Origin of the sequence: Parabacteroides sp. AM58-2XD (assembly GCF_003463685.1) — a bacterium.
Lineage (GTDB): Bacteria > Bacteroidota > Bacteroidia > Bacteroidales > Tannerellaceae > Parabacteroides > Parabacteroides segnis.
Map to the genome: position 1 here is coordinate 71,364 of NZ_QSDP01000005.1, position 24,445 is coordinate 95,808.

The 24,445-nt window shown below is 43.1% G+C and carries 11 protein-coding genes and 6 pseudogenes; 6 read left to right on the forward strand and 11 right to left on the reverse strand.

All coding sequences use genetic code 11. The features are described 5' to 3' along the window. The first annotated feature begins 27 nt into the window (after nt 1–27). The 3 genes from DXA15_RS02375 to DXA15_RS02385 all read left to right on the forward strand — a co-directional run bounded on the left by DXA15_RS02375 (nt 28) and on the right by DXA15_RS02385 (nt 2,628). Nucleotides 28–891, forward strand: coding sequence for a RagB/SusD family nutrient uptake outer membrane protein (locus DXA15_RS02375; RefSeq protein WP_128132995.1), 864 nt, complete (start codon nt 28–30; stop codon nt 889–891). A 250-nt stretch (nt 892–1,141) separates the two neighbouring features. Next, entirely contained in the window at nt 1,142–1,999 is an 858-nt protein-coding gene (locus tag DXA15_RS02380; RefSeq protein WP_046146122.1) for an enoyl-ACP reductase, read from the forward strand. Between the two features lie 23 nt (nt 2,000–2,022). Next, nucleotides 2,023–2,628: an L-threonylcarbamoyladenylate synthase gene (locus tag DXA15_RS02385; RefSeq protein ID WP_048316542.1), complete on the forward strand. Its 606-nt coding sequence runs from the start codon at nt 2,023–2,025 to the stop codon at nt 2,626–2,628. Nucleotides 2,629–2,696: 68 nt separating this feature from the next. On the opposite strand, the pseudogene DXA15_RS02390 reads toward DXA15_RS02385, so the two are convergent. Further along, nucleotides 2,697–4,353 (reverse strand): annotated as a pseudogene (locus DXA15_RS02390) (SusD/RagB family nutrient-binding outer membrane lipoprotein). Between the two features lie 12 nt (nt 4,354–4,365). After that, a pseudogene (locus DXA15_RS02395) lies at nt 4,366–7,402 on the reverse strand (SusC/RagA family TonB-linked outer membrane protein). Between the two features lie 393 nt (nt 7,403–7,795). On the opposite strand from DXA15_RS02395, the gene dgt reads away from it, so the two are divergent. Continuing rightward, a complete protein-coding gene (gene dgt / locus DXA15_RS02400) occupies nt 7,796–9,121 on the forward strand; it encodes a dGTP triphosphohydrolase (protein WP_128132996.1) in 1,326 nt (441 codons plus the stop codon). Here dgt and rsgA read toward each other — a convergent pair. The 9 genes and pseudogenes from rsgA to pyrH all read right to left on the reverse strand — a co-directional run bounded on the left by rsgA (nt 9,118) and on the right by pyrH (nt 22,669). Then, nucleotides 9,118–10,050 (reverse strand): ribosome small subunit-dependent GTPase A, encoded by a 933-nt coding sequence (gene rsgA / locus DXA15_RS02405; RefSeq protein WP_128132997.1) that lies wholly within the window; start codon nt 10,048–10,050, stop codon nt 9,118–9,120. The two genes, dgt and rsgA, sit on opposite strands and share 4 nt — an antisense overlap. A gap of 107 nt (nt 10,051–10,157) precedes the next feature. Further along, nucleotides 10,158–10,721 (reverse strand): ribosome recycling factor, encoded by a 564-nt coding sequence (frr, locus tag DXA15_RS02410; RefSeq protein ID WP_128132998.1) that lies wholly within the window; start codon nt 10,719–10,721, stop codon nt 10,158–10,160. A 276-nt stretch (nt 10,722–10,997) separates the two neighbouring features. After that, a complete protein-coding gene (locus tag DXA15_RS02415) occupies nt 10,998–12,158 on the reverse strand; it encodes an MFS transporter (protein ID WP_128132999.1) in 1,161 nt (386 codons plus the stop codon). A 2-nt stretch (nt 12,159–12,160) separates the two neighbouring features. Next, nucleotides 12,161–13,029, reverse strand: a pseudogene (locus DXA15_RS02420) (carbohydrate kinase). An 11-nt stretch (nt 13,030–13,040) separates the two neighbouring features. Beyond that, nucleotides 13,041–14,656, reverse strand: a pseudogene (locus DXA15_RS02425) (DUF4980 domain-containing protein). Between the two features lie 170 nt (nt 14,657–14,826). Next, nucleotides 14,827–16,712 (reverse strand): annotated as a pseudogene (locus tag DXA15_RS02430) (DUF4980 domain-containing protein). A gap of 18 nt (nt 16,713–16,730) precedes the next feature. Next, nucleotides 16,731–19,021, reverse strand: a pseudogene (locus DXA15_RS02435) (TonB-dependent receptor). Between the two features lie 144 nt (nt 19,022–19,165). Beyond that, nucleotides 19,166–21,952 carry a substrate-binding domain-containing protein gene (locus DXA15_RS02440; protein WP_233566694.1) on the reverse strand — a complete coding sequence of 929 codons (2,787 nt, stop codon included), beginning with the start codon at nt 21,950–21,952 and terminating at the stop codon, nt 19,166–19,168. Nucleotides 21,953–21,958: 6 nt separating this feature from the next. Then, the gene (gene pyrH, locus DXA15_RS02445) at nt 21,959–22,669 is read right to left on the reverse strand and encodes a UMP kinase (protein WP_005867363.1); all 711 of its coding nucleotides are present in this window, start codon (nt 22,667–22,669) and stop codon (nt 21,959–21,961) included. A gap of 381 nt (nt 22,670–23,050) precedes the next feature. Between pyrH and DXA15_RS02450 the strand changes: the two genes are divergently transcribed. Further along, a complete protein-coding gene (locus DXA15_RS02450; RefSeq protein WP_009859943.1) occupies nt 23,051–23,281 on the forward strand; it encodes a hypothetical protein in 231 nt (76 codons plus the stop codon). A 197-nt stretch (nt 23,282–23,478) separates the two neighbouring features. After that, nucleotides 23,479–23,907, forward strand: a complete 429-nt coding sequence (locus DXA15_RS02455; RefSeq protein WP_009859944.1) for an Hsp20/alpha crystallin family protein — start codon at nt 23,479–23,481, stop codon at nt 23,905–23,907. The last annotated feature ends 538 nt before the right edge of the window (nt 23,908–24,445 follow it).

Genomic DNA, 24,445 nt, shown 5'->3' on the forward strand with positions numbered 1-24,445 from the left:
GAAACATGGTCGAAGGCAGCAACGCTAATGCTAAAAGCAGAGATATACTTGTGGGCGGCAAAAGTAAAAACCGACGGGAACCCTCCTGCATCCCCCTCTGATGATCTTACTACAGCCGCACAGGCCCTCACCGCAGTGGAGGCTTCCGGTAAGTTTGGTTTACTCTCTTCATTTCAAGATATTTTTGCTTACAACAATAAAGGGAACAATGAAATTATCCTTACTTTACATTATGAGAAAGGAGAAGCAGAACAGAATTTGAGAAGATTCATGTATGATATCCCAATGATGGCCAGTTGGTATGATAAAGAAGGGATTCCGATGAACGACCCATTAAATGTAGGTGATAGATGTATTCTGGCGAACGAATACAAATGGGATTTGTTTGAATCATACGATGAAAATGACACTAGAAAATATACGACATTCATGGATTTCTATAATCAGGATAAAACACAACACGGTGTCGTATTACGTAAATTTCTGGGAACAGTTGACAATAATATACGTAACTACAGCGACGACATGCCTCTGTACCGTTATGCCGACTTATTACTGATGAGAGCTGAAATTAAAAACATGCAAGGATCAGACCCTTCTGTTGAAATCAATAAAATCAGAGAAAGAGCATATACAGGAAATGCTTATCCCAGCTATACAAATAAGAGTTTTGCAGAAAACGAGTTGGCAATACTTTCTGAAAGAGATAAAGAATTTGTACGTGAAGGCAAAAGATGGTTTGATGTACGCCGTATGCATGATGCCTCTGGTAATCCGTTAGCATTCACACAAAGCGGACTAAGCCAATCAGAAGCTTATAAATTACTTTGGCCGATTGATACGGGAACTATGACAAAAGATCCATTGGTGAAACAAACCGAAGGATATTAATCGATTTATTAATTATGATATTAACTTTTACGCTTTTTCAGCATAATTGATCCTTATTCCGCATTACAATCGGAATAAAAATGTACCTCCCAAGAAGATCTTTTTCATTAAATACTTCTTGGGAGTCTTTTTTCAGAAAAAGATACATGCTTGTCAGTATTCTTGGACTGAAACCACTGTTTATGATAAAGAAGTTGCCCATCTTGCACATTTTATGTACTTTTGTGCCGTAAATAAATTAAATAAAGGTATGAGTCATAATTTATTGAAAGGTAAAAGAGGCATTATCTTCGGTGCGCTGAACGAGATGTCGATTGCCTGGAAGGTGGCAGAAAAGGCTGTGGAAGAAGGGGCAACTATTACATTAAGTAATACGCCGGTTGCCGTACGTATGGGTGAAGTTGACGCCCTGGCTAAAAAGCTGAACGCTGAAGTGCTGCCGGCAGATGCCACTAGCGTGGAAGATCTGGAAATGGTATTCTCAAAATCAGTAGAAATACTGGGAGGAAAAATAGATTTCGTATTACACTCTATCGGTATGAGTCCGAACGTGCGCAAAAAACGTACATACGATGACCTGGATTACGATATGCTGGGAAAGACATTGGATATATCCGCCGTCTCTTTCCACAAGATGCTCCAGGTAGCCAAAAAGCAGGATGCTATCGCCGATTGCGGTTCGGTACTTGCTTTATCGTATGTGGCAGCACAGCGTACTTTCTTCGGTTACAACGACATGGCGGATGCCAAGAGCCTGCTGGAATCGATTGCACGCAGCTTCGGTTATATTTACGGACGCGAAAAGGGAGTACGTATCAATACGATCTCTCAGTCACCGACCCTGACAACAGCCGGTAGCGGAGTGAAAGGTATGGATCATCTGATGGATTTCTCCAATAAGATGAGTCCGCTGGGTAATGCATCGGCCGAAGAATGTGCAGATTACTGCATCGTAATGTTCTCCGACCTGACCCGCAAGGTTACTATGCAGAACCTTTTCCACGATGGTGGCTTCTCAAGCATGGGCATGAGCCTTCGCGCCATGAACCAGTACAGCAAAGGATTAGAAGAATTTACCGACGAGAACGGAAATATTATTTACGGCTAACCAGCCGTAAATAGCTGACAGTTATGCTAATAAAAATATACCCCGAAAATCCCAATCCGAGGGAAATAGACAAGGTTATCGACGTCCTTCGCGACGGAGGCCTGGTCATTTACCCGACCGACACAGTATATGCGATCGGCTGTGATGCGCTGAATGTCCGCGCAGTTGAAAAGATCTGCCAGATGAAAGGTATCAATCCTCAAAAGAGCAACCTTTCCATCATCTGTTACGATCTTTCCAATTTGAGCGAATATGCCAAAGTGAGCAACACGGCATTCAAGCTGATGAAGAAGAACCTGCCCGGTCCTTTCACCTTCATCCTGCCAACAAGTAGCGAATTGCCGAAAATATACAAAAACAGGAAAGAAGTCGGTATCCGTGTACCGGATAACAATATTATCCGGACCCTAGTAAAGGAGCTGGGAAACCCTATTCTGACCATGTCTGTTCATGACGACGATGACGTGATCGAATATTCGACCGATCCGGAGCTGATCCATGAAAAGTATGAAAATACGGTGGACATCGTTATCGACGGTGGCTACGGTGGTTTCGAAGCCTCAACGGTTGTAGATTGCACCACGGATGAGTTTGAGATTGTACGCCAAGGGAAAGGTATATTAGAATAAAGCAAAAAGGCTTCCTGCATTGAAACAGGAAGCCTTTTTTATTTTAACTATCTAACAGAATCTGCAATTTAGAAGTTCCCCACATTTGCTTTATCCCACCAGACACGAGTACCGCCAATATCGCCGGTAAATTTTCCACTTGAGTTTTCCTGATTCAACAGATCAATACCTTTCTGTAATTCTGCATTATTTGTATTGATTTCAATTTCAGAATAAATCAGACGGCGAATTTGTTCATCCGTATCAATTGTTCCGTTACTACTATTGACGCGAACCGGGAATAGTTTAGGATAACCTGTACGGCGATATTCAGCCAGGCTTCTGTAGACAACGGGAAGTTTGCCAGCCATTTTTGCGTAATGATACGCTGCAGCTTTTCTTCATTGCTCGCACCATCATTCCATTTAACCGGCACTGTATTCATTGCTTTATAACTATTTTTAGAGTCAATCGGATCTACGAAGTCAATCTGCGTTGTAGTACCATTGATGTAATTCTCGATATCTTGTTCAGATATATCAACCGTTCCATTCACATAAGCCTTTTTGTATTTCAACTCATTATTAATAGAGATACGGATACCTTCTTCATACAAATCCTTGGCATTACCACCCATACTCCAACCACGCAAAGCACCTTCTGCACGCAGGAAATAAGCTTCTGCCACCTTCATTACCGGGAACGGAGTAGCATAAGAACAAACGACACTTGAGAAACCACCCCATTTATTCGGCTTCGAAGGTAATTCACAACCCGCACGTATGCCAGATACTTAGTATCTACAGCTATTTTAGATCCGTCTTCGGCAGCAATTTCCTGAGTATTCTTCGTTATATACAACGGCGTACGAGGATCCTTATAACCTTCCATAATAGTTACCAAAGATGCATTGACGCCACAATCTCCCCATTCGAACATACGGGTCAATTCATTACTTAGACCCTGATCGATCAGAATATCTTTATCGGCAGAGGTCAGAACACCACCCTGATACGCTTCTTCCGCTTTCTGTTTTGCCAAAGTCGGATTCGCTTTTACAATACGCATCGCAATACGAAGTTTGAACTGGTTAGCAACCTTTATCCATAAAGAGCGGTCACCTTTGCACCAATAGTCAAACTGTTGCATGTCTGCTACGGCTGAAGTTCCATTTTTGAAACCTTCTATTGCTTCATCCAGCAAAGTGAACATACTATTATAAACACTTTCCTGTGTATCATAAGCAAAAGCCACATCATTGCCATCCAATACAGACTGATAGGCAATAGGTCCGTAAGCATCTGTCGTCATCAGCATACCGTAAACCTGGACAACACGCATAACGGCAGCATAATCTTTGATACCCTTTTCATCACAGGCATTGATCAGACGGCGGGTATTATTGAAGATATGCAGATAAAAATTCTCATACATACCGCCACAGAAACCACGGTTCAATTTATAATCGGCATTCCCGTTACCTCCAAAGTTGTGAGGGGTCATGAAATAACCGCCAAACAGATCAACACTCAGGTTTGTCCAGAACTGGAACATATTCTGCTGCGGAGCATATACATAAGTAATCGGTTCTATGAACTGAGCCTCAAACGGCATGTTATCCGGATCGACTTCATATTTATTGGTATTCAGTTCCTCAAAATTATCAGTACAACCGACAATCATCGTGCCGCAGGCAATAGTCAGGCCCAAAGCGGCTGCATATTTGAATAATATATTTAATTTCATAGATAATCAAGATTAGAAGTTTAATTTCAGATTAAGACCAATACTACGGGAAGAAGGCAACGCAAACATATCAACCCCTTGCCAACCGTTTCCGGTACCGCTGATACATCCGGATCCATCGGAGCATCTTTGTAGAAGAAGAACAGGTTACGGGCGATCAAAGACGCATTCAGATTCTTTCCGATACCGAAAAGGTTACGGAACGTATATCCGAAAGACAACTCACGCAAACGGACATTTGTTGCATCATAAACATACAACTCATTAGCATACTGCGAATTGAAGTTTGTTGCACCTACTACGGAATAGAATTTCTGAGGATCGAAAGTTACTCCTTCAAACACAACACCACCATTATCGCGGGCAGCACCAGAGCGTTCAGAAACACCCCAACCATCTAATGTTGCTTCGGTCATAGACATTACTTTACCACCCACCTTTGCATCGATCAAGAATGACAAAGTGAAATCTTTATAGTGGAATGTATTGGTCCAACCCATATTTACTTTAGCATTCATATCACCGACATATTTCAGATCCTGAATACCGTCACCACCCAACTGGGGAGCACCGTTTTCAGAAACAACAGGTTTACCGTTGTCATCTCTTTTGATCTGACGAACATACAAGTCACCATAATGGCCGCCTTCCTTCAGGATCACTTTTGCTCCGCCATAATCAGCCAGGGTCAAACCGTCAGGTAGTTCATCCACTAATTCCTTAATCTCATTCTCGTTATAAGCAAAGTTGAAGTTTGTACTCCAGCTAAAATGATCGGTAAACTGATTATGCCAACCCAAGCCAATTTCAAAACCCTGGTTCTGCACATTACCGGCATTTACATAACGATTTCTCAGACCTGTTTCCCACGGAGCTGAGATTGAGAAGAACTGGTTCTTTGTATTTGTCTTATAATATGTAAGATTCACATCTAGGCGATTCTGTAGGAATGTTCCGTCAAAACCAACTTCCAGAGAATTTGTCTTTTCCGGTTTCAATGTTTTGAACGGTGCATTTTCGGGAGGCGTCAAAGCTCCCTGGTCACCTAACTCATAACGCAGGTTCGTCATAAAAATAGGAACGTCATTACCTACCATTGAGTAAGAAGCACGCAACTTAAACATATTAACACTCTTGCCAAAGTCAATAAACTTATCCAGCAAAGCACTGGCACCTACTGACGGATAGAAGAAAGAAACACCATCCGTATATGCCAAAGCAGAAGACCAGTCATTACGGGCAGTTACATCTAGGAACAAACCTTCCTTATAACCGAACTGAGCAGTCGCGAATACAGAATTCAAACGTTTTTCTTTCAATGATTCAGTCGTAGTCATCCGGTAATAGTTAGCCGGAGAGAAGATATTCGGATAATAAGCACTACCAGTCGGTTTGCCATCTACAACCGAGAATTTGGAGTCACCCCAACCGATCAAATCTACACTGGAACCAGTTGTTTTCGTAAAACTGCTACCAGCCGTTACAGATAAGATATAAGTATCTTCCCAACTTTTATTATAGCTTGCCAGAATATCCCCATACATCTGTTCACTGAAAATACGGGAATCCTTCATGGTACCCATCTGGTTACGTCCGCCTGTACTGGAAGCATATTCATTATATATCCATTTCTCATCGCCACGTTCGTAACGCAAACGGCCGGTAACGGAAAGACCTTCCATAATATCATATTTAACACTACCTCCGAACTCATAACGGTTACGGTTTGAAGTCGGTTTCTGACGGTTCACCATCCAGTAAGGGTTGGAGAATTGTTCCTGAGCAACATTCGTCCAATTCTGGACATTTGCATTCAAAGAAGGTTTATACACCTCGTAATTATTTTTGTAATGATCCCAGTCTTCTCCTCTCGGGAACAAATAAGCACCGGTAACCGGATTACCCAGAAAACCGGCTGCTGCCTGATTCTCAATATCCTGATTATTATAGCGGGCACTTACATCAATATGAACTTTCTTCCATAGGTGGAAACCGACTTTAGCCAACAGGTTATGACTCATATAGGTATTTTTCGGTGTTACACCGTGAGAAGCTACATTCGCATAAGAAAAATAAGAAGAGATGTGTTCATTACCACCACTCAAAGCAATTGAATTGTTGGTAGTGAAACCAGTCTGATAGAAATCTTTTGCATAATTTGGAGCAGTAGTCGACAATTTGTCCCCCCAACTGAATGTACCCTCATTGCTCATTCCGTAAGAATTCTGGAACTTAGGCAACGAAGCAACTGTTTCCACTGTTGTATTGCTCGATACATCGATCGACACTTTACCCGACGATGCCGATTTAGTAGTAATCATAATTGCACCGTTGGCAGCCACAGCACCATACAAAGCCGCCGCAGAAGCACCTTTCAATAAAGTTATCTGAGCAATATCGTCCGGATTGATCGTAGACATGGCATCACCACCATCACGACCTCCACCATAATTACTGTTTACCTGTGAATCAGACACATTCATCATCAAAGGTACCCCGTCTACCACAATCAACGGTTGGTTGCTACCATTAATAGATTTGTTACCACGAAACAGGATCTTGGAAGCACCACCCGCACCGGTAGAGTTCGGAGTGATCTGCAAACCGGCACTCTTACCCTGTAAAGAGTTGATCATGTTTACGTTCTTAATTTCATTTAAGTCTTTGCCACCAACAGTCTGGGCTGCATATGACAACGTTTTCGATTCGCGTTTGATACCCATGGCAGTTACAACAACTTCGCCCAATTGTTCAGAATCGGAAACCATAGAAACATTAACAACAGAACGTCCGTTAACCGGTTCTTCCACTGTTTCATACTCAAGTAAGAAAATACCAGAATTGCATTTTCACCAACTTCCAGAGAATACTTTCCTTCGAAATCAGTTACAGTTCCAATAGTCGTACCCTTTTGTAGAACATTTACGCCAGCAAGAGGCTCATTCAGTTCTTTGTCCATCACAACACCGCTTACTTTTCCTTGTGCCCACAGCACATTTGTACATATCCCAATGCAGAATAGTACCAACATAACAAAGCTCTTCCTCATAAAGTCAGATTGTTTAGGTGAATTAATAATGAAAATTTCCATAATACTTTATCCTAAAGTTAAATAACACGTTTAACATTTACATACATACAGCCAAAACAAGAACTAAGTCCTACCAGAACTTATATAGTATTGCGTTTACTCGGTTGTAAATCTATTAAATTATAACCAAAACAAGCAATAATTGTTTGAATAAAGATTATTATTTTTATTTATATTAACACAATAATATCGCGTTTCCCAGCACACCTGCATCAGTATTAACATTTGTTTGTAGCAAATAGACAGAGTTCTGGTAGAACTCCGTAATAAAATATTTATTTGAAACCTTCATATTCCTATTGTCTTCCAAAATGCCTACCTTTGTAATTATTACATTATTAATATAGCAATATGAACTGGACCCAATTATTATCAGGTAAACGTTTCGGAATGGAAGAATATCATGAACGTAAACATGAACGTACAGACTTCCAGCGGGATTATGACCGTTTGATCTTCTCCTCCCCCTTCCGTAGATTACAGAACAAAACGCAGGTATTTCCTTTGCCGGGCAGTATCTTTGTCCACAATCGTCTGACACATAGCCTGGAAGTTTCCTGTGTAGGTCGTTCGTTAGGTAATAATGTAGCAAAGGGATTGATGCAAAAATATCCCGACGGAAGTATTAACTTTCCGGAAATAGGTTCCATTGTTTCCGCAGCCTGCCTGGCTCACGACATGGGCAACCCGCCATTCGGACATTCCGGAGAGAGAGCTATTTCCGCTTACTTCCTGGAAGGGAACGGCAGTTATCTGGAAGATGAAATTCGTTCCGCCGGCGGCCGTTGGGAAGACTTTCTTCATTTTGAAGGCAATGCCAATGCCATGCGCCTGCTTACCCATCAGTTTATCGGCCGGAGAAAAGGCGGATTTGCTTTAACTTACAGCACATTGGCCTCTATCGTCAAATATCCTTATGCATCGGTTCATTCAGGTAAAAAAGGGAAGTTTGGTTTTTTCCAGTCGGAAGAAGAGACTTATATGCGCATAGCGACCGAATTGGGAATAAACCACAATCCGGAAGACAAGAATAAATTTGTCCGTTACCCGCTGGTTTATCTGGTAGAAGCAGCCGACGATATCTGTTATCAGATCATGGATATAGAAGATGCCTGCAAACTACACATCCTTACAACAGAAGAAGCCATTCAACTATTGCTCAACTTTTTTGAAGGAGAACGACTGGACCATATCATCCGTGTCATGAAAATGGTAGACGATACAAACGAACAGATCGCCTATCTACGCTCCTGCATCATCGGACTACTGGTGGATGAATGTTCACGTGTCTTCCTTGAAAATGAAAACGGGATACTTGATGGGACTTACAACTCCCCACTTATTGAACAGATTGAAGAACAAGCCAAACAAGCCTATGCCACCTGTTCAAAAACGGCTTACAAAAAGATTTACCGCGCCAAAGAAGTACTCGACATAGAACTGGCCGGTTATCATATCTTCAGCCACCTGATCGACAGCCTGACAGAAGCTGTCATGAATCAGAGTCATGCATACAGTAAATTATTGTTACAGCGCATCCCGGAACAATATGACACGAATGCACCAACAACTTATGGCAAAATACAATGTGTACTTGATTATATCTCAGGAATGACGGATGTTTATGCACTCGACCTATACCGCAAAATCACAGGGATGAGCCTCCCGGCCGTTTAATACTCTTCCCTATATTTGCTTTCTTCTTTATCTTCCAGGATACTGAGATAGCTCTTATAGCGGGACTCGCTGATATAGTGATCTTCAAGCGCTTGCAAAACAGCACATCCCGGTTCATGACGATGGCTACAGTTATTGAACCGGCAATCTTCGGAGAATTTGAATATCTCCGGAAAATAGTGGGAGATTTCAGCAGTCTCCATCTCTATCGTACCAAACCCTTTGATTCCGGGGGTATCAATCAGGTAGCCTCCTTCCGGCAGCGGGATCATTTCAGAGAAAGTTGTCGTATGCATCCCTTTATTATGATATTCGGAGATATCGCCGGTCCGGAGATTAACACCGGGAACTAACTTATTGATAATCGTTGATTTACCGACTCCCGAATGACCGGATAAAAGAGTTATCTTATCTTTCAGTTCCGCTTTAAGCGCATCGAGACCTTCTTCCGTTTTAGCACATAGGGTAGAACAGGGATAACCGATCGTTGTGTATAAATTAATCAAGGCGTCGAGATATTCCTTATCTTCCCCTTTATAACGGTCGATTTTATTGAAAACCAACTTTACCGGCACACTATAAGCCTCAGCCGTGGCCAGAAAACGATCGATAAAAACAGTTGTAGTAATCGGATAATTGACAGTTACGATCAACATGGCCTGATCGAGATTGGCCGCAATAATATGCGACTGTTTAGATAAGTTGGAAGCCCGCCGGATAATATAGTTCTTACGGTCTTCTATCTTGGTAATAAACGCCGTACCTTCATTATTGATATCGATATCAACCCGGTCACCGACAGAGACAGGATTTGTGCTGCGTATCTCCTTTAAACGGAAATTTCCTTTTACCTTACTTTCCACATCACGCCCGTCATCGGTGCGTACGGTATACCAGCTACCTGTATTCTTTATTACCAGTCCCCTCATTCTAATTGAAAATTGAAAATTGAAAATTGAGAATTGAAAATTGAACAAACTACCGGACGATACGCGTCAAAATAATTTTCAATTTTCAATTCTCAATTTTTAATTATTTAAACTGTCATTATTTCTTTTTCTTTAGCAGCGTAGAGGTCATCTACTTTCTTTATAAATTTATCGTGCACCTTCTGAACTTCCGCTTCCGCATCTTTTGCCACATCTTCAGGAGTTCCGTCGGCTTTCACACTTTTCTTTATTGCCTCGATCGCATCACGACGCGCATTACGAACACTGATTTTTGCCGTTTCGGCTTCCTGTTTGGATTGTTTAGCCAACATGCGACGGCGTTCTTCTGTCAGAGGAGGAATCCCCAGGCGGATTATTTCGCCATTATTTTCAGGAGTGATACCTACTTCCGAGTTCATGATCGCCTTTTCAATCTCTTTGATAAGCGGCTTTTCCCACGGAGTAATGATAATCGTTTTTGCATCCGGTGTATTTACCGAAGCCACGTTAGTCAGAGGAACAAGACCTCCGTAATAAGGGACCTTCACTCCGTCAAGGATCTTCGGATTAGCCTTTCCGGCACGGATATGAGCCAACTGTTCGTCAAGATAATCGATTGCGAACGTCATTTTCTCTTCTGCTGCATTTACATACTGCTTGATATCTGCCATAACTGATTGATATTTTGTTTTCTGTTTTTTCGATAAACAAAAGTAGTAAAGTTTTTGAACCTGACAAACAAATTACTTTTTTAGCTCTATAATTCAACTGAAAGCGTAGCATAAACTTGCGACTCCGAAGAAATCAACAAAGCAATCCAGAAAGAAAATTTGTATCATATATTATGATACTAAGATATCATATATTATAAAAATAAAATATCATATATTATGATACAGTTATATTACAATATATGATATTCTCATTACCTCATAAGGGATGCTTTATCACTTAAGCTTCGGACAAAGTAACATCAGATAGAGAACGCCCACACTCAGCACAATCACCGCCCCTAATTGCGAAGCCATTGCATCCGACAGGAAGCCCATGAAAAGGGGGAAGACAGTACCTCCGAACAGCCCCATAATCATCAGCCCGGATATCTCGTTCTTACGCTGGGGCATGGACTGGATTGCCTGCGAAAAGATAATCGAGAATACGTTCGAATTTCCGAATCCAATCAACCCTATACATATATATATAATTTCTTTGCTGTGGAACAAAGACAATCCGACCATTGCCAGCGCCATCATTGCAACGCTAATGCCAAAGAATATCTTGGCCGACATGCGACTCAGGATAAAAGCACCCAGAAAACAACCTACCGTACGGAAGATAAAATAAAGACTGGTGGCAAACGATGCATCATGTAATCCCATTCCTAAACGCTCCATCAGGATTTTCGGAGCCGTTGTATTCGTTCCGACATCAATACCTACATGGCACATGATACCGATAAAACACAACAGAATAAAAGGCTTGCCCAACAAGGCAAAGCATTCTCCGAATGTCGAAGGTTTCCCTTCCGGCTTCTCTTCTTCTATCTGCGTTGCTCCCAACAAAAGGATTGTAATAACTGCAACAACCATATAAACCGGGAAAAGTATCCGCCAGCCCAGGCCGAAAGAAGGAATCACAGCCGTTGCGCCCCACATCGCGATATAAGGAGCCTGGAAAGAAGCGATAGCCTTTACAAACTGTCCGAAAGTCAGACTGCTGGCCAACTTATCCCCACTGATAATATTCGAAAGCAACGGATTCAAAGACGTCTGCATCAAAGCATTACCGATACCCAGCAGAGAAAAGGAAATAAGCATCAGCATATAACCATCGCCAAAGATTGGGAGCAGCAAAGAGAAGAATGTAACGATCAGACTAAGTAATACGGTCTTCTTCCGTCCGATCCGGTTCATCAGCATTCCGGTTGGAACAGAGAAAATCAGAAACCAGAAGAATACAAGCGACGGAAAGATATTCGCCTCCGAATCTGTCAGATTCAAATCGGCCTTCACATAGTTGGAAGCAATCCCCACCAGATCCACAAATCCCATAGCGAAGAACGCCAGCATGACCGGGATCAACTTTATATATAAACCTTTTTCTTTCATGATTATTCTTTATTCGGATAAGGAGGCCATGCCCCTTCCTGTGTACAAACAAAAGCGGCTGTTTCGACAGCAAGCTGATGGGCTTCACGCAGGGATTTCCCTGTTAATATAGAATAAACAAACGCCCCGGAAAAGGAATCGCCTGCTCCTACCGTATCGGCAACTTGTACTTTAGGAGTCGGGATGGTGGACTGCTCATCCGGCGAATAAATCGAACTGAAAGCGCTTCCGGCTGTCAGAACCACATATCTGAGGTTATATTTCCTCAACATCTTACGGCACACTTCCTCGTCCGTACCTTCCAAGTCACACATACTGCGAAGCAATACCAGTTCCTCGTCATTCACCTTAAAGACATTCGCTTTATGCAACAACGTTTCAATCAGTTCCTTGGAGTAATACGATTGCCGGATATTGATATCGAAAAAGCGCAAAGCATCCTCACGTGCATACGACAATAAAGACAGGATCGTTTCTTTCGATGCCTGCGAACGCAAAGCCAATGTGCCATAACAAATGGCATCCGCCCTCTTTACCAGGTCGATAGAATCCTGGGTTAGAGGAATATGGTCCCAGGCAACACCTTCAATGATTGTGTAGGTTGGAATACCGTCCTTCAGTTCCACCATCACACTTCCGGTCGGATATTCTACTGTTCCCAAGCTGTTGGAGATATGATTCTTTTCCAGTTCCTGAACGATTTCCGTTCCCGACAAATCATTTCCTACTGCGCTGATGGCATATCCCTCAGCTCCCATTTGTGTGGCGTGATATACAAAGTTGATCGGGCACCTCCGGCACGCTTTCCGGTTGGCAGGACATCCCAAAGGAGTTCGCCGATACCGACTACTACAGGTTTATTCTTTTCCATGATTTTATATTTTATTTATTCCAAATCGAACTAAGCGAATAGACTTCCAGGTTCGTGACTTCAATGCTATTTCCCCAGAAATTGAATCCTGTCTTGTTTGCGCGGTCGGGCCTTCTTTCCATAGAGTATGAATAGGCACCGCCGTCTACGAATACTTCAACAGAAGTCCTGTCCAGAATCATATCGACAGAGATTTCCATGCTCGTCATATCTTCCGGAGAATAAAAAACGCCGTTAACCCTATTGAAGTTCATATCATAATCCAACAGATTCTGTCCGTACAAGCTCAATCCGGCACTCGTCGCATGCGACAATTTCAATGTAGCCGGATACGGAGGCAATCCGCCTGATTGTAAGGTAGCATCAACTCATTAGCATTCCCGGCTGTCAAATCTTTCCACTGTCCTTTCAACGTTTGCAATGTTTCGAATTCCTTTACGGGTTCACTGAACAAACGGATTCCCTCTTTGGTTGTCCGCAAAGACAGGACAGTAGGCAACAACATCGTCCCGTTAAACGGCATACCCGAATGGGAGATACGGCCCCAGCCAATCTGTATCCTGCGTCCGTCCGATGCCGGTATGTTATTATAAGTCTGTGCGGCATAGATTGTTCCGGTAGAATAATAATGTTTTCCGGATTCGGGGACAAATGTTTTTCCATCAAACGTCCCCGTCATATAAGTACCGGATGCACCATACATCACCCATTTCGTATTATTCACATCTCCGTCGACCGGCAGTTCGAACAGTTCGGGACATTCCCAGAATCCGGTAATATGGCTCTCGTAAGTCCAGTTTTTCAAATCATCCGAGTTATAGATTGAATGGCCGTCACGTTCGTTCAGCACCAACACCCATTTTCCGGAAGGTTCATGCCAGAAGACTTTCGGATCACGTGTATCGTGGCTGTTCCATTTGGCTTTCGAATCAATAATGGGATTACCTTCATATTTAGTCCAGGTCCTTCCCTTATCGAGACTGTAGGCAATGCACTGGACCTGCTTTTCCGGACTGTCGGCCGTATAGATGGCTACCATGGCAGGAGTTCCTCCCTTGTTAAATCCGGCAGTATTGTTGTAGTCGATTACAGCCGAACCGGAAAACATCGTTCCATGTTCATCCGGAAACAAGGCAAGAGGTAATTCCTCCCAATGAACCAGGTCTTTGCTCACCGCATGCCCCCAGTGCATATTGCCCCAATCCCGTTCGTAAGGATTATGCTGATAGAAAAGATGATACTCGCCTTCATAATAAATCAGACCGTTCGGGTCATTATTCCATCCTCTGCGCTGGGTATAATGGATTTGCGGGCGGTTTGTCTCTTTATAAAGACTGTCTTGTCCGGCTATTTCATCTGCCTGATAAATCTTGTCCAGTCCGGCAACTTCTCCCGGATAAGAGATTTTCAGCTGTTTCCCTTTAAAAGAGGATACATCGCAAAACACCCAGTAATCCGGTTGCGCCGGAGCCAGTCGGATATCAAAGGACCGGACCCGTTTCCCATCGACAGCCAATGTCATTACCGCACGTTCCTGCTGATGGGAAACCGGAAGATTCAAATATCTCTTCGTAATCTTCAATGTAATATCTTCCGCATTCATACCGGCGGAGAGAACCAACATCATTCCTGATAAAGTTAACAATTTTCCGTAATTCATACTGTTCTTCATGCTATTAAATTATACTCACAAGTTGTCTGACAAAAGTATGAGATACTTATAATATAAACGATAACAAAACGCACATAAAGTATAACAAATGTCACTTAACACCTGAAAAACATCATTTTCAATTATCAAAGCCCTAATTTGTAAAGGACTAGCGAATTTATCCGGCAGGAGCCGTCCTTACTGTAAAAGTTCAGACTGTTGTAAGGTTCGTTCGGGAAAACAAGGTTGGTCATAGCCACCTTTCCGCCATCGAGGAAAACTTCGACAGAACATTTATCTACAAATATCCGGAGCGTATGTTCCTGTGCCGGAGATAACGGTCCCCAGGTCGCCAAAGCAAAATCGTCCACATAATTAATGGAGTTGGCGATACGGTTATCGTGTGCTTCCTTTTCATGCGGAACACTATTCTTTCCAAAGTCCACGATACCGCTATGCACCCTGTCCATAACCAGCTTCTTCGCATTCAGGTCCAGATAAATATCCACATACTCACCTTTCCCGTTCACCAGCTGAAAGCCTGCGATACTCGATTCACCGGTTGCTACATTCATATTTATCTCGAATGCGCCATCATTTCCGGCAAACAGCGTATCTATGCTGACAGCTTTATTCGCCTCAACCGTAAAAGCAGGAATCTCACGTGTCTCTTTCCGGAGCGATTCCAGTTCCCTGACCGGATTCACAGCCACATACACCTCTTTCCCTTCGGATACATGGTCAATTCGCGAGGCAAAGCATTAGCACTACGGTACTGCTGCGTAGGAATAATATTCGCGTACTGCCAATTGCTCATCCAGGGCACGGCAATGACACGGTCGCCGGTATTGGAAAAGCAGACTGTCGCATAATGGTCTTTTCCCCAGTCCATCCATTTGACTACTTCCGGTTTCGTATCGCAGACAAACTTTGTTCCGTCGAAATCCCCGATAAAATACTGCGTAGCCGACCCTCCGAACAAACAGCCCGGATTGATATTGACAATCAGCGCCCATTTCTTGATATTCACATCTCCGTTTACCGGCAGTTGCACCATATCCGGGCATTCGAACTGACTCGGCTGCACACCGTACCCGTCACCGAAAGCACTCATATACGTCCAGTCTTTTAAATCCCTGGAAGAATAAAACCGCATTTCCTTATCCGCAGACACAATCATCACCCACTTCTCTTCCGGAGCATACCAGAACACTTTCGGATCACGGAAATCTTTTAGGCCGTCGAACGGGGTAAGGACAGGGTTCTTTTCATATTTGGTAAACGTACGCCCGTTATCGCTACTGTGAGCCATACATTGTATCTGTCCGTTCTTATCGCTGGCGGAAGTATAGAAGGAGACAATCGAACCGGCACCGTAACCGGCCGTATTATCCTTGTCCACAACGGAACTGCCGGAAAAGATATGCCCCATCGTATCACGGGCCAAAGCAACCGGAAGATGTTCCCAATGAACCAGGTCACGGCTTACGGAATGCCCCCAATGCATATTTCCCCATACCGAACCGTAAGGATTATACTGAAAGTAAAGATGATATTCGCCATCCTTATAAACCAGTCCGTTCGCATCATTCATCCAGCCATACAACGGGGTATGGTGGTAAAGAGGACGGTATTTATCACGGTTGGCCGTATCGAACGTGTCGGAGAGTTTCATCTCTTTCCAACACACGGCATCCTTCGGCGTTTTGCGGATACGGACAACCACCTCTTTTGCTCCGGCAGGCAGTTCGAAAGGGACGAAATAATCCGTTTCCTTTTTAGCCAGACGGATATCCATATCCGTATCCGCCGGATTCCCCGTCACAAGACACACCTGCCCTTCACCGGTATGTTCTTCCACCGGCAACAAGAGGTATTTGCCCGGATTCGTAATATGGACAAGCGTTAGTGTATCGCCCTGCTGTTCCAATGTAAATCCTTCTTTAGAAGCGGACTGGCAAGCGGCCAGGCTTACTGATACGGCACAACCCATCAGGAAATTCTTACTGTTATTTAAAATCGTTGCTTTCATATGATAATAGATTAATTGTTAAAATGTAATGTTTGCACTAAATTCTACGGTGAAGGGACGGATATAGCTGCCGGCCATCCACTGCCCGTTATGCTTGGAGGCATCCTCCTTCTTATCCAGTTCGGCTCCCGAAATGCTGCCGCGTGCTCCGGTCTGGTTCAGGATATTCACGACTGTCGCTCCCAGGCTAAGATACTTATTTACCTTATAATTAACGCCTCCGAATGTTTCCCAACGGCCATTAAAATAATAGGCATTGTTGATATTGGCATACGTCTTGCTGAAATAACGGGCGCTCAACCAAACCCGGAAGTCTTTATAGGTGTAACTCGGATCAATCTCCAGCAGGACTTTCGGTATTTCCGTCACGATGTTGCCGGTTGCATTGATACCGGCGTAGCTGCCGTCCGAGAAATTCACGCCTGTTTCATATTTCTTATAGGTCGGATTCTGGTAAGTAAACAGGAAGTGCAGGTCGAAGCCTCTGAACAACTTGGCAATCAGGTCGGTCGTCCACCCGATAGTTTTAATATCGTAGCTGAGCGGGGCTGCGTTGATATCTTTCGAGTTGTTCGGATTAATCAGGTTCAGGGTAGAGTTGTTGTTCGTCTTTCCGATATAAGAGAACAAAGACGTCAGGCTCAACCAGTTATTATTATAATAGATACCGGCACGTCCCAACGGAATGGATACTTTCTCCACATTCGGCAATTCGGACGGGGCAAAACTGGAAATGGCAGGATGCTGCGTATTATAAGTGAAATCGCCTGTAAAACCGAACTGCCCGGTCAGTTTGTAGGTCAGGGCAAACGTATAAACCTGATTGAACCAGTCATAATCGAAATCCTGCGGAGCGACAGTTCCGGTCTGTCCGTTCTTATTATAAGCCGCCCCCAAATGATAGTTAGGGAAACGTCCCAATACGCTGTCATTTCTCAGATAGACCGCTGCATTCTGACCGTGCATCTTCTGATATTCGAAACGGGCACCATAGTAGACATTGATTTTGTCGTTGATATCCCAATCGTGGGTAAAATAAAGGGCCAGTTTATTTTCATACCCTTTGTAATATTCGGAAGCATTCTTGTTGAAGTCGTAGTAAATGCCATCAGTATAACCTTCTTTCATCAGCGGCTCGGATATTCTTCCACTGTATGGTCGTACATGGTAGTATTGGAGGCATAATCAATCTTATAATGCCACTGGTTCAACCCGATACGCCAGGTTCCGTTTTTATATTCGCGCGACAGTTCGGAAGTCAGGAAGGTTTCATCTATATTACCGCGATTCAGACAAGACATGCGGCTTTGCACATAGCCTTCATAAGGAGTCAGATTACCTTCCAGGTCTTTCAGGGAGTAGCCGTCTTCCGAAGTCTTCTTTTCCAGCGACATCGGCGTCTGATAGACATAAGAACCGAGAGCATGGTCGTATTTGGCATTCACAATCCATTTCAATCCGTTATCCCATTTATAAGCATGATGCAGACTAATCTGGTTGCCTTTATTCAGAGAGGCATCATAGAGGTTGGCCTTCTTCAATTCACCGGAACGCATATCCATATAAACCATCTCGCCCGTTGTCGGCAGGTAAGAACTTGTGCCCAGTTTAAAACCGGGAATCTCCTTCACACTTCCGTCGCCCACATACATAAAAGGGGCATTGGTCGCGGCATTCGAGGGCCAGCGGCTGTTGCTGTAATGATAAATAACCGACAATTCACCGCGGTCCTGATGATAGCGTTTGGTGATAGCTACTTTATAAATCTGGGTACGGTCCTGATTGGAAGCAAAACGCAGCTTGAAAGTTCCCGGGTCGAAATCCTGATAAATACTTCCGCTGTAAAACCAACCTTTCCCAGCATTACCACTGATATTCAGGTCGATTTGCTGCTTGCCGAAATGATTCGTATTATAATTCAGTTTACCCTGGAATTTTTCCGTCCCGAGTTGCGTATGAGAGTTTACCGCATATCCGACAGTACCGGTTGTGATAGCCGTTTCCGAAATCTTCAATAATCCGACATGCCCCAAGTTGCCGTCACCGCGCCAATGGGTATTTACATTATGAGGATTGGAACTGTAGACGACAGGCAAACCATTTTCGAGAACATTGACATCCCCACCGGGCAGTCCGATGGATATCTCGCGGGGACCATTCGCACTGGAGGCATTCAGCATCACATTGCGGCTGTTCGTTTCATTTGATTTTTCCTTATTCACCTGAACGGTATCTTTTACCGCTTCCTGTGCATATGTTGCGGCAGACAAAGTACAGCCGGCAACTAATAAAAGGAAAGACTTCTTCATGGTAATCATGGCAACTGTTTTCATATAGAATGTTTTAATGTTGTTCTTGCTAACAAGTTTTCGGAAGCAAATGTAGAGGCACTGAAAACAATCGGATATAACAAAACGAGCCAATCCTGTCACATTCGTCACATACCCTGAAATTCATTCCAGTAGTATAATATCCGTCAGATAAATGCGACAAATGTGATAGGATATTAAATTCAAATCATACCCCTCTGTATTCTGATACTCTTTCGGGGTTTGGTTATAAACGGTCTTAAAGCATTTGGCAAAATAGGCGGGAGACGAAAAACCTGTCTGGTAAGCAATCTCGTTGATATTGTATTGCTTTTGTTTCAGAAGAACGGCAGCCTTCTTTAAACGGTAGTTACGGAGAAAATCGACCGGGCTGGTTCCGGTCAGGTCTTTTATCTTACGGTGGAGATGGCCGCGCGACAAACCGAGCGTATCACTCAACTTCTCCACATTAAATTCAGAATCGGTATATATCTCTTCAATCTGTGTCAGGAATCGGCGGAGAAACAGGTCATCCATATTCTCCACCTTCTCCGGTTGCGCCATCAGCATATTATTGCTTTGCAGCTTTTTCAGCAATGCCTCACGCAACTTTTTTTGTTCATCGAGGATACGGATCATACGGAGTTTTACAAAGTTCACATGGAAAGGCTTCTGGATATAACCGTCCGCCCCACCCGATATGCCATACATACGCTGACGTTCATCCGACAAGGCCGTCAACAGGATAACGGGAATATGGCTGATGGCGATATCCGTTTTTATACTGCGGCAAAGTTCGAAGCCATTCATTTCCGGCATCATCACATCGGATAAGACAAGCGATATTTCATTTTCCTCCTGAAGAAGATTCAAAGCAACCTTTCCATTGGCAGCTGTAAGTACGCGAAAGTTCTCCGATAATTCCTTTTCCAGGAACGCACGGACCTCGTCATCGTCTTCAACAACCAAAACGGAATAAGGATATTTCTGTGCCAGCAACGTTTTCTCTTCGGAATCATCCAGGTTCGAAGCATCATACGCCAAATGGGAAACGGGCAGTTCCGTGATATATTCGCCGTTCAGCTGCGTCTTATCTTTCCGAAGGCAAACGGAGAAAACGGTTCGCTGTCCGGGGACACTTTCCACTGTTACCTCTCCATTATGCATCTCCACATATTCATGGACCAGATGCAAACCGATACCTGTCCCCACCCGGCTGTTCTCCGAATAGAAACGGTTGAAGAGATAAGGCAAATTCTCCGGTTGGATACCCGAGCCATTGTCTTCGACATGTATCGTCACCCATTCGTCCGACTCTTCCAGCGCTACCCCAATCTTTCCCCCTTCGGCCGTAAACTTAAATGCATTGGATAACAAATTCACCAACACCTTCTCAATCATATCCGCATCAATCCAGATACGGCAGTTCTTCATGTCCGAGGCAAAAGTATAGGTAATAGTACGCACCTTCGCCATACTATTGAAATATGACTTCACCTCACTGCTGAACGAAACGATTTCCGTCTCACGTATCTTCAGTTTCTCCTGCTTATTCTCCACCTTTCGGAAATCCAATAGTTGGTTGATGACGCGGAGTAAACGCCCCGCATTCTTATGAATCAACTCCAGGTCTGAAAGGTAGGGGGAATCGTGCAATAAGTTAAGCAACCTGTCCAACGGCCCCAATATCAGTGTTAACGGAGTACGTACTTCATGGGATATATTGGTAAAGAACTGGAGTTTGGAGGCTGTCACCTCTTCTATCTCCGCATTCAGAGATATCAATTTACGGCGCTGTTCTTCCTCTTTCCTATTAATCTCACGCAATTCGCGGTTTTTAAGCCGTATCTTACGGTTAATATAGAATACATAGACCGACAAAGAAATGAAGCCAATCATCAAAAGCATGATAACACTCAATGAATCCCGGAGAAAATTAAAACGGTTCAGCAGTTCATCCATACGGCTCCGCTGTGTCTCGATACGCTGTTGATAATTGCTCAACCGTTCAGATTGAAGCAACAGGGTCTGGGCTGCCGATTTATCAACCAAACCGCTCAACAAAGGAATATATTTATCCACCTTCTCTCCTCTAAGCAACTGCATGGCGGTCCGTATCACCTGTTCACCGCCCGTCGGATAAAGGAAAGAGACATTAATCCGTCCATCCGCCACCGCTTCCAGTCCGGCATTGGCCACGGCATCCATTCCTATAATATGTAATTCCTTACCGCGCACCGAGTCTATTGCCAGAAAATGTTCACGGGCGGCAATAGCCATCATATCGTTATGAGCATATACAAAGTCGATGGGTTGTGAAAAGTCTATCTCTTTCAAGCGCTTGGCTGCGACATCATACCGCCAGTCGCCTTCCACGGGGCGAAAGGTTAAATCCGTCCGTTGCTGCAAGGCATCCCGAAAACCGTTGTGACGTTCCTGGGCGGGAGAAGAGCCCATCATTCCCCAGATTTCAAGAATAGTGGCATGAGGGGGTAAATGTTTGGCGGCATATGTTCCGGCAGCAAAACCCAGATCATAATTATTCGCTCCGACAAAGGTGGTATATTGGTTCGTGTTTACTTTACGGTCAGTGATAATCGTTGGGATGCCTGCACGGAATGCTTCTTCGGCCACATCTGTTATCGGCGCAGACTCGAAGGGTGAAATAATCAGGACATCCACCTTTTGTGCAATCAGTTCGCGTATCTGTTCGATTTGTCGGTCATTATCATTATCGGCATCCTTAATAACAACTTTAATACTATCATAATTGGATGCCTCAATTCCCACCTCCCGAATCATTTGCTGCCGCCAGGCATCATCCAGCATACATTGGGAAATTCCTATCACATATTTCTTTTCCCTATCGGCACGGTCGCAACCGGCAAGCAACAGGCATAAAAGGAATAATATGGATAGGAAGTATTTCACATTTTTCTAATTATGCACCAACGTCCCAATATTCTCGCCGCTCATCACCTTCTTCAGATTCCCGTTGGTATCCATATCAAAGACAATGATAGGCAGATTGTTTTCTTTACACATGGTGGTCGCTGTCAGGTCCATCACTTTCAGGCCACGAGTGTATATTTCATCATAAGTAATATCTGAGAACTTAGTCGCAGTCGGGTCTTTTTCCGGATCGGCCGTATAGATGCCATCCACACGTGTACCTTTCAGCATCACATCGGCTTCAATCTCGATACCTCTTAAAGAAGAACCTGTATCGGTTGTAAAGAACGGATTGCCTGTTCCACCGGACATAATCACCACATTACCCTGTTCCAGCAATTCGATGGCACGCCATTTATTATAAAACTCACCGATCGGCTCCATCCGGATAGCAGTCAACACCTTCGCCTTTACTCCCTGTGCAACCAGCGCAGAACTCAAGGCCAAACTATTGATTACCGTTGCCAGCATCCCCATCTGATCACCTTTCACCCGGTCGAACCCTTTAGACGCCCCACTCAAGCCACGGAAGATATTACCTCCGCCTATGACAATGCCGATTTGGACACCCATCTCTGCAATCTCCTTGATCTGTGCTGCATACTCATTCAAACGAACTTCGTCGATACCATATTGTTTACCTCCCATCAGCGACTCACCGCTTAACTTCAGGAGAATTCTCTTGTATTGTGCCATCTTTCTGTTTTTTGATTTTTAATTGTTCTTCTGCAAAAATACAGTATTTCGATTAGCAAACAATATCGGGAGTCAATTAATCCGGTTTTATTTAATAAAACTGTATAGCCTATGTAGCAACTCTGTAATGCCGTCCCCCTACTTTTGCTATCGAAATGAAACACACTTTATTCCTTATTTTGAAAAACACTAAGAAAACAACCAAACCTTCTTCCTAACTTTAGCATTCCCCTCCCCTTTCAGCGGAAAGAGACAGGGGAATGTTACTTTACAATTTCATATATCTTTTTCACTTTTAAAGCCTAAACAATACAGCCTGACGCACTGTTTCATAAACAAAGAGACATTAAACAAAAAGAATCATTTAAAAATTAAGTAGTTATGAAAAATGTATTGATTGGTATTGCTGCCGGTATCGCTATCGGCTATGTGCTTCGCAAAATGGAAGACGACGGTAAATTCAAATGTATCCACGACGACATGAGCGAGCTGGCCGACAGAGCAAAAAAGAAAATCAAAGACGTAGTCGATAAAGGCGTTAACGAAGCCGAATATATCGGTGACCGTGTCGAACATATCACCGACAAAGTCAAGAAAGGGGCAACAAATTAATAGCTATTCAAGGATTATAGCTACAATATGTCACCAATTCTGTCAAACACAGCTTAAATAAATGACAAAAAGACAGAATTAGGCATTAAATCCAACTGGCACAAAGTTTGCTTATTGATAGCTGAACGAAGGGTTCGGAAAGAACCCTTCGTTCAGTAAATTATTGAATGTGTAACTTAAAAATAGGAGATTTAATTATGATGCCGATCAGAAAAAATCAAAATTGGTTACCGAGTATCTTCAATGATTTCTTCGATAACGACTGGATGGAAAAAGCTAATTCAACAGCACCTGCTATCAATGTAATTGAAAGCGAAAAAGATTATAAGATTGAATTGGCTGCCCCGGGAATGACTAAGGAAGATTTCAATGTCCGTATTGACGATGACAACTGCCTGGTTGTTTCAATGGAAAAGAAAAACGAGAATAAAGACGAAAAGCATAACGGACGTTATCTACGCCGCGAATTTTCATATTCTAAATTCCAGCAGACAATGATATTGCCGGATGATGTTGACAAAGAAAAGATCAGCGCTAAAGTAGAACATGGCGTATTGACCGTAGATGTTCCTAAAAAAGCGCCTGTAGAAACGGCCAAATTACAGAGAAACATTGAGATTAAATAAGTAACCTCATCATTAATAATGAATAGAGGGTGTGTCAAAATTCACTATTCTGTCATCCCGGACTTGATCCGGGATCGCATCCTACACTGATAATCCATACTTAGGATAAGATGGCGGATCAAGTCCGCCATGACAAAACAAGATTTTGACACAGCCTCATAGTTTTCACCGATTCAGTGTCAAAACAAAAAAAAAGGCAATATAACACTACATATCAATACATTACAAGTGACGCTGAGATATTATTCGGCATCACCTATTTTCACATAGCAAAAATAAAGCTACTCTCTAGTCTATCGCCTTTATACCGGCCTAGAACAGTTACCCCATTATACTATAAGAACTAAGCCCTATTGTAGTAGACTTTAACCATCTTCTTTACTACTTTTAAATATGAAACCATATGAATACATAAATGTAATATTATGTCTACATATATGTAAGGCATACCTTTCTTTTTAGTGAATACATAAATGTAATATTATGTCTACATATATGTAAGGCATACCTTTCTTTTTAGTAAAGTATAAGTTTCATA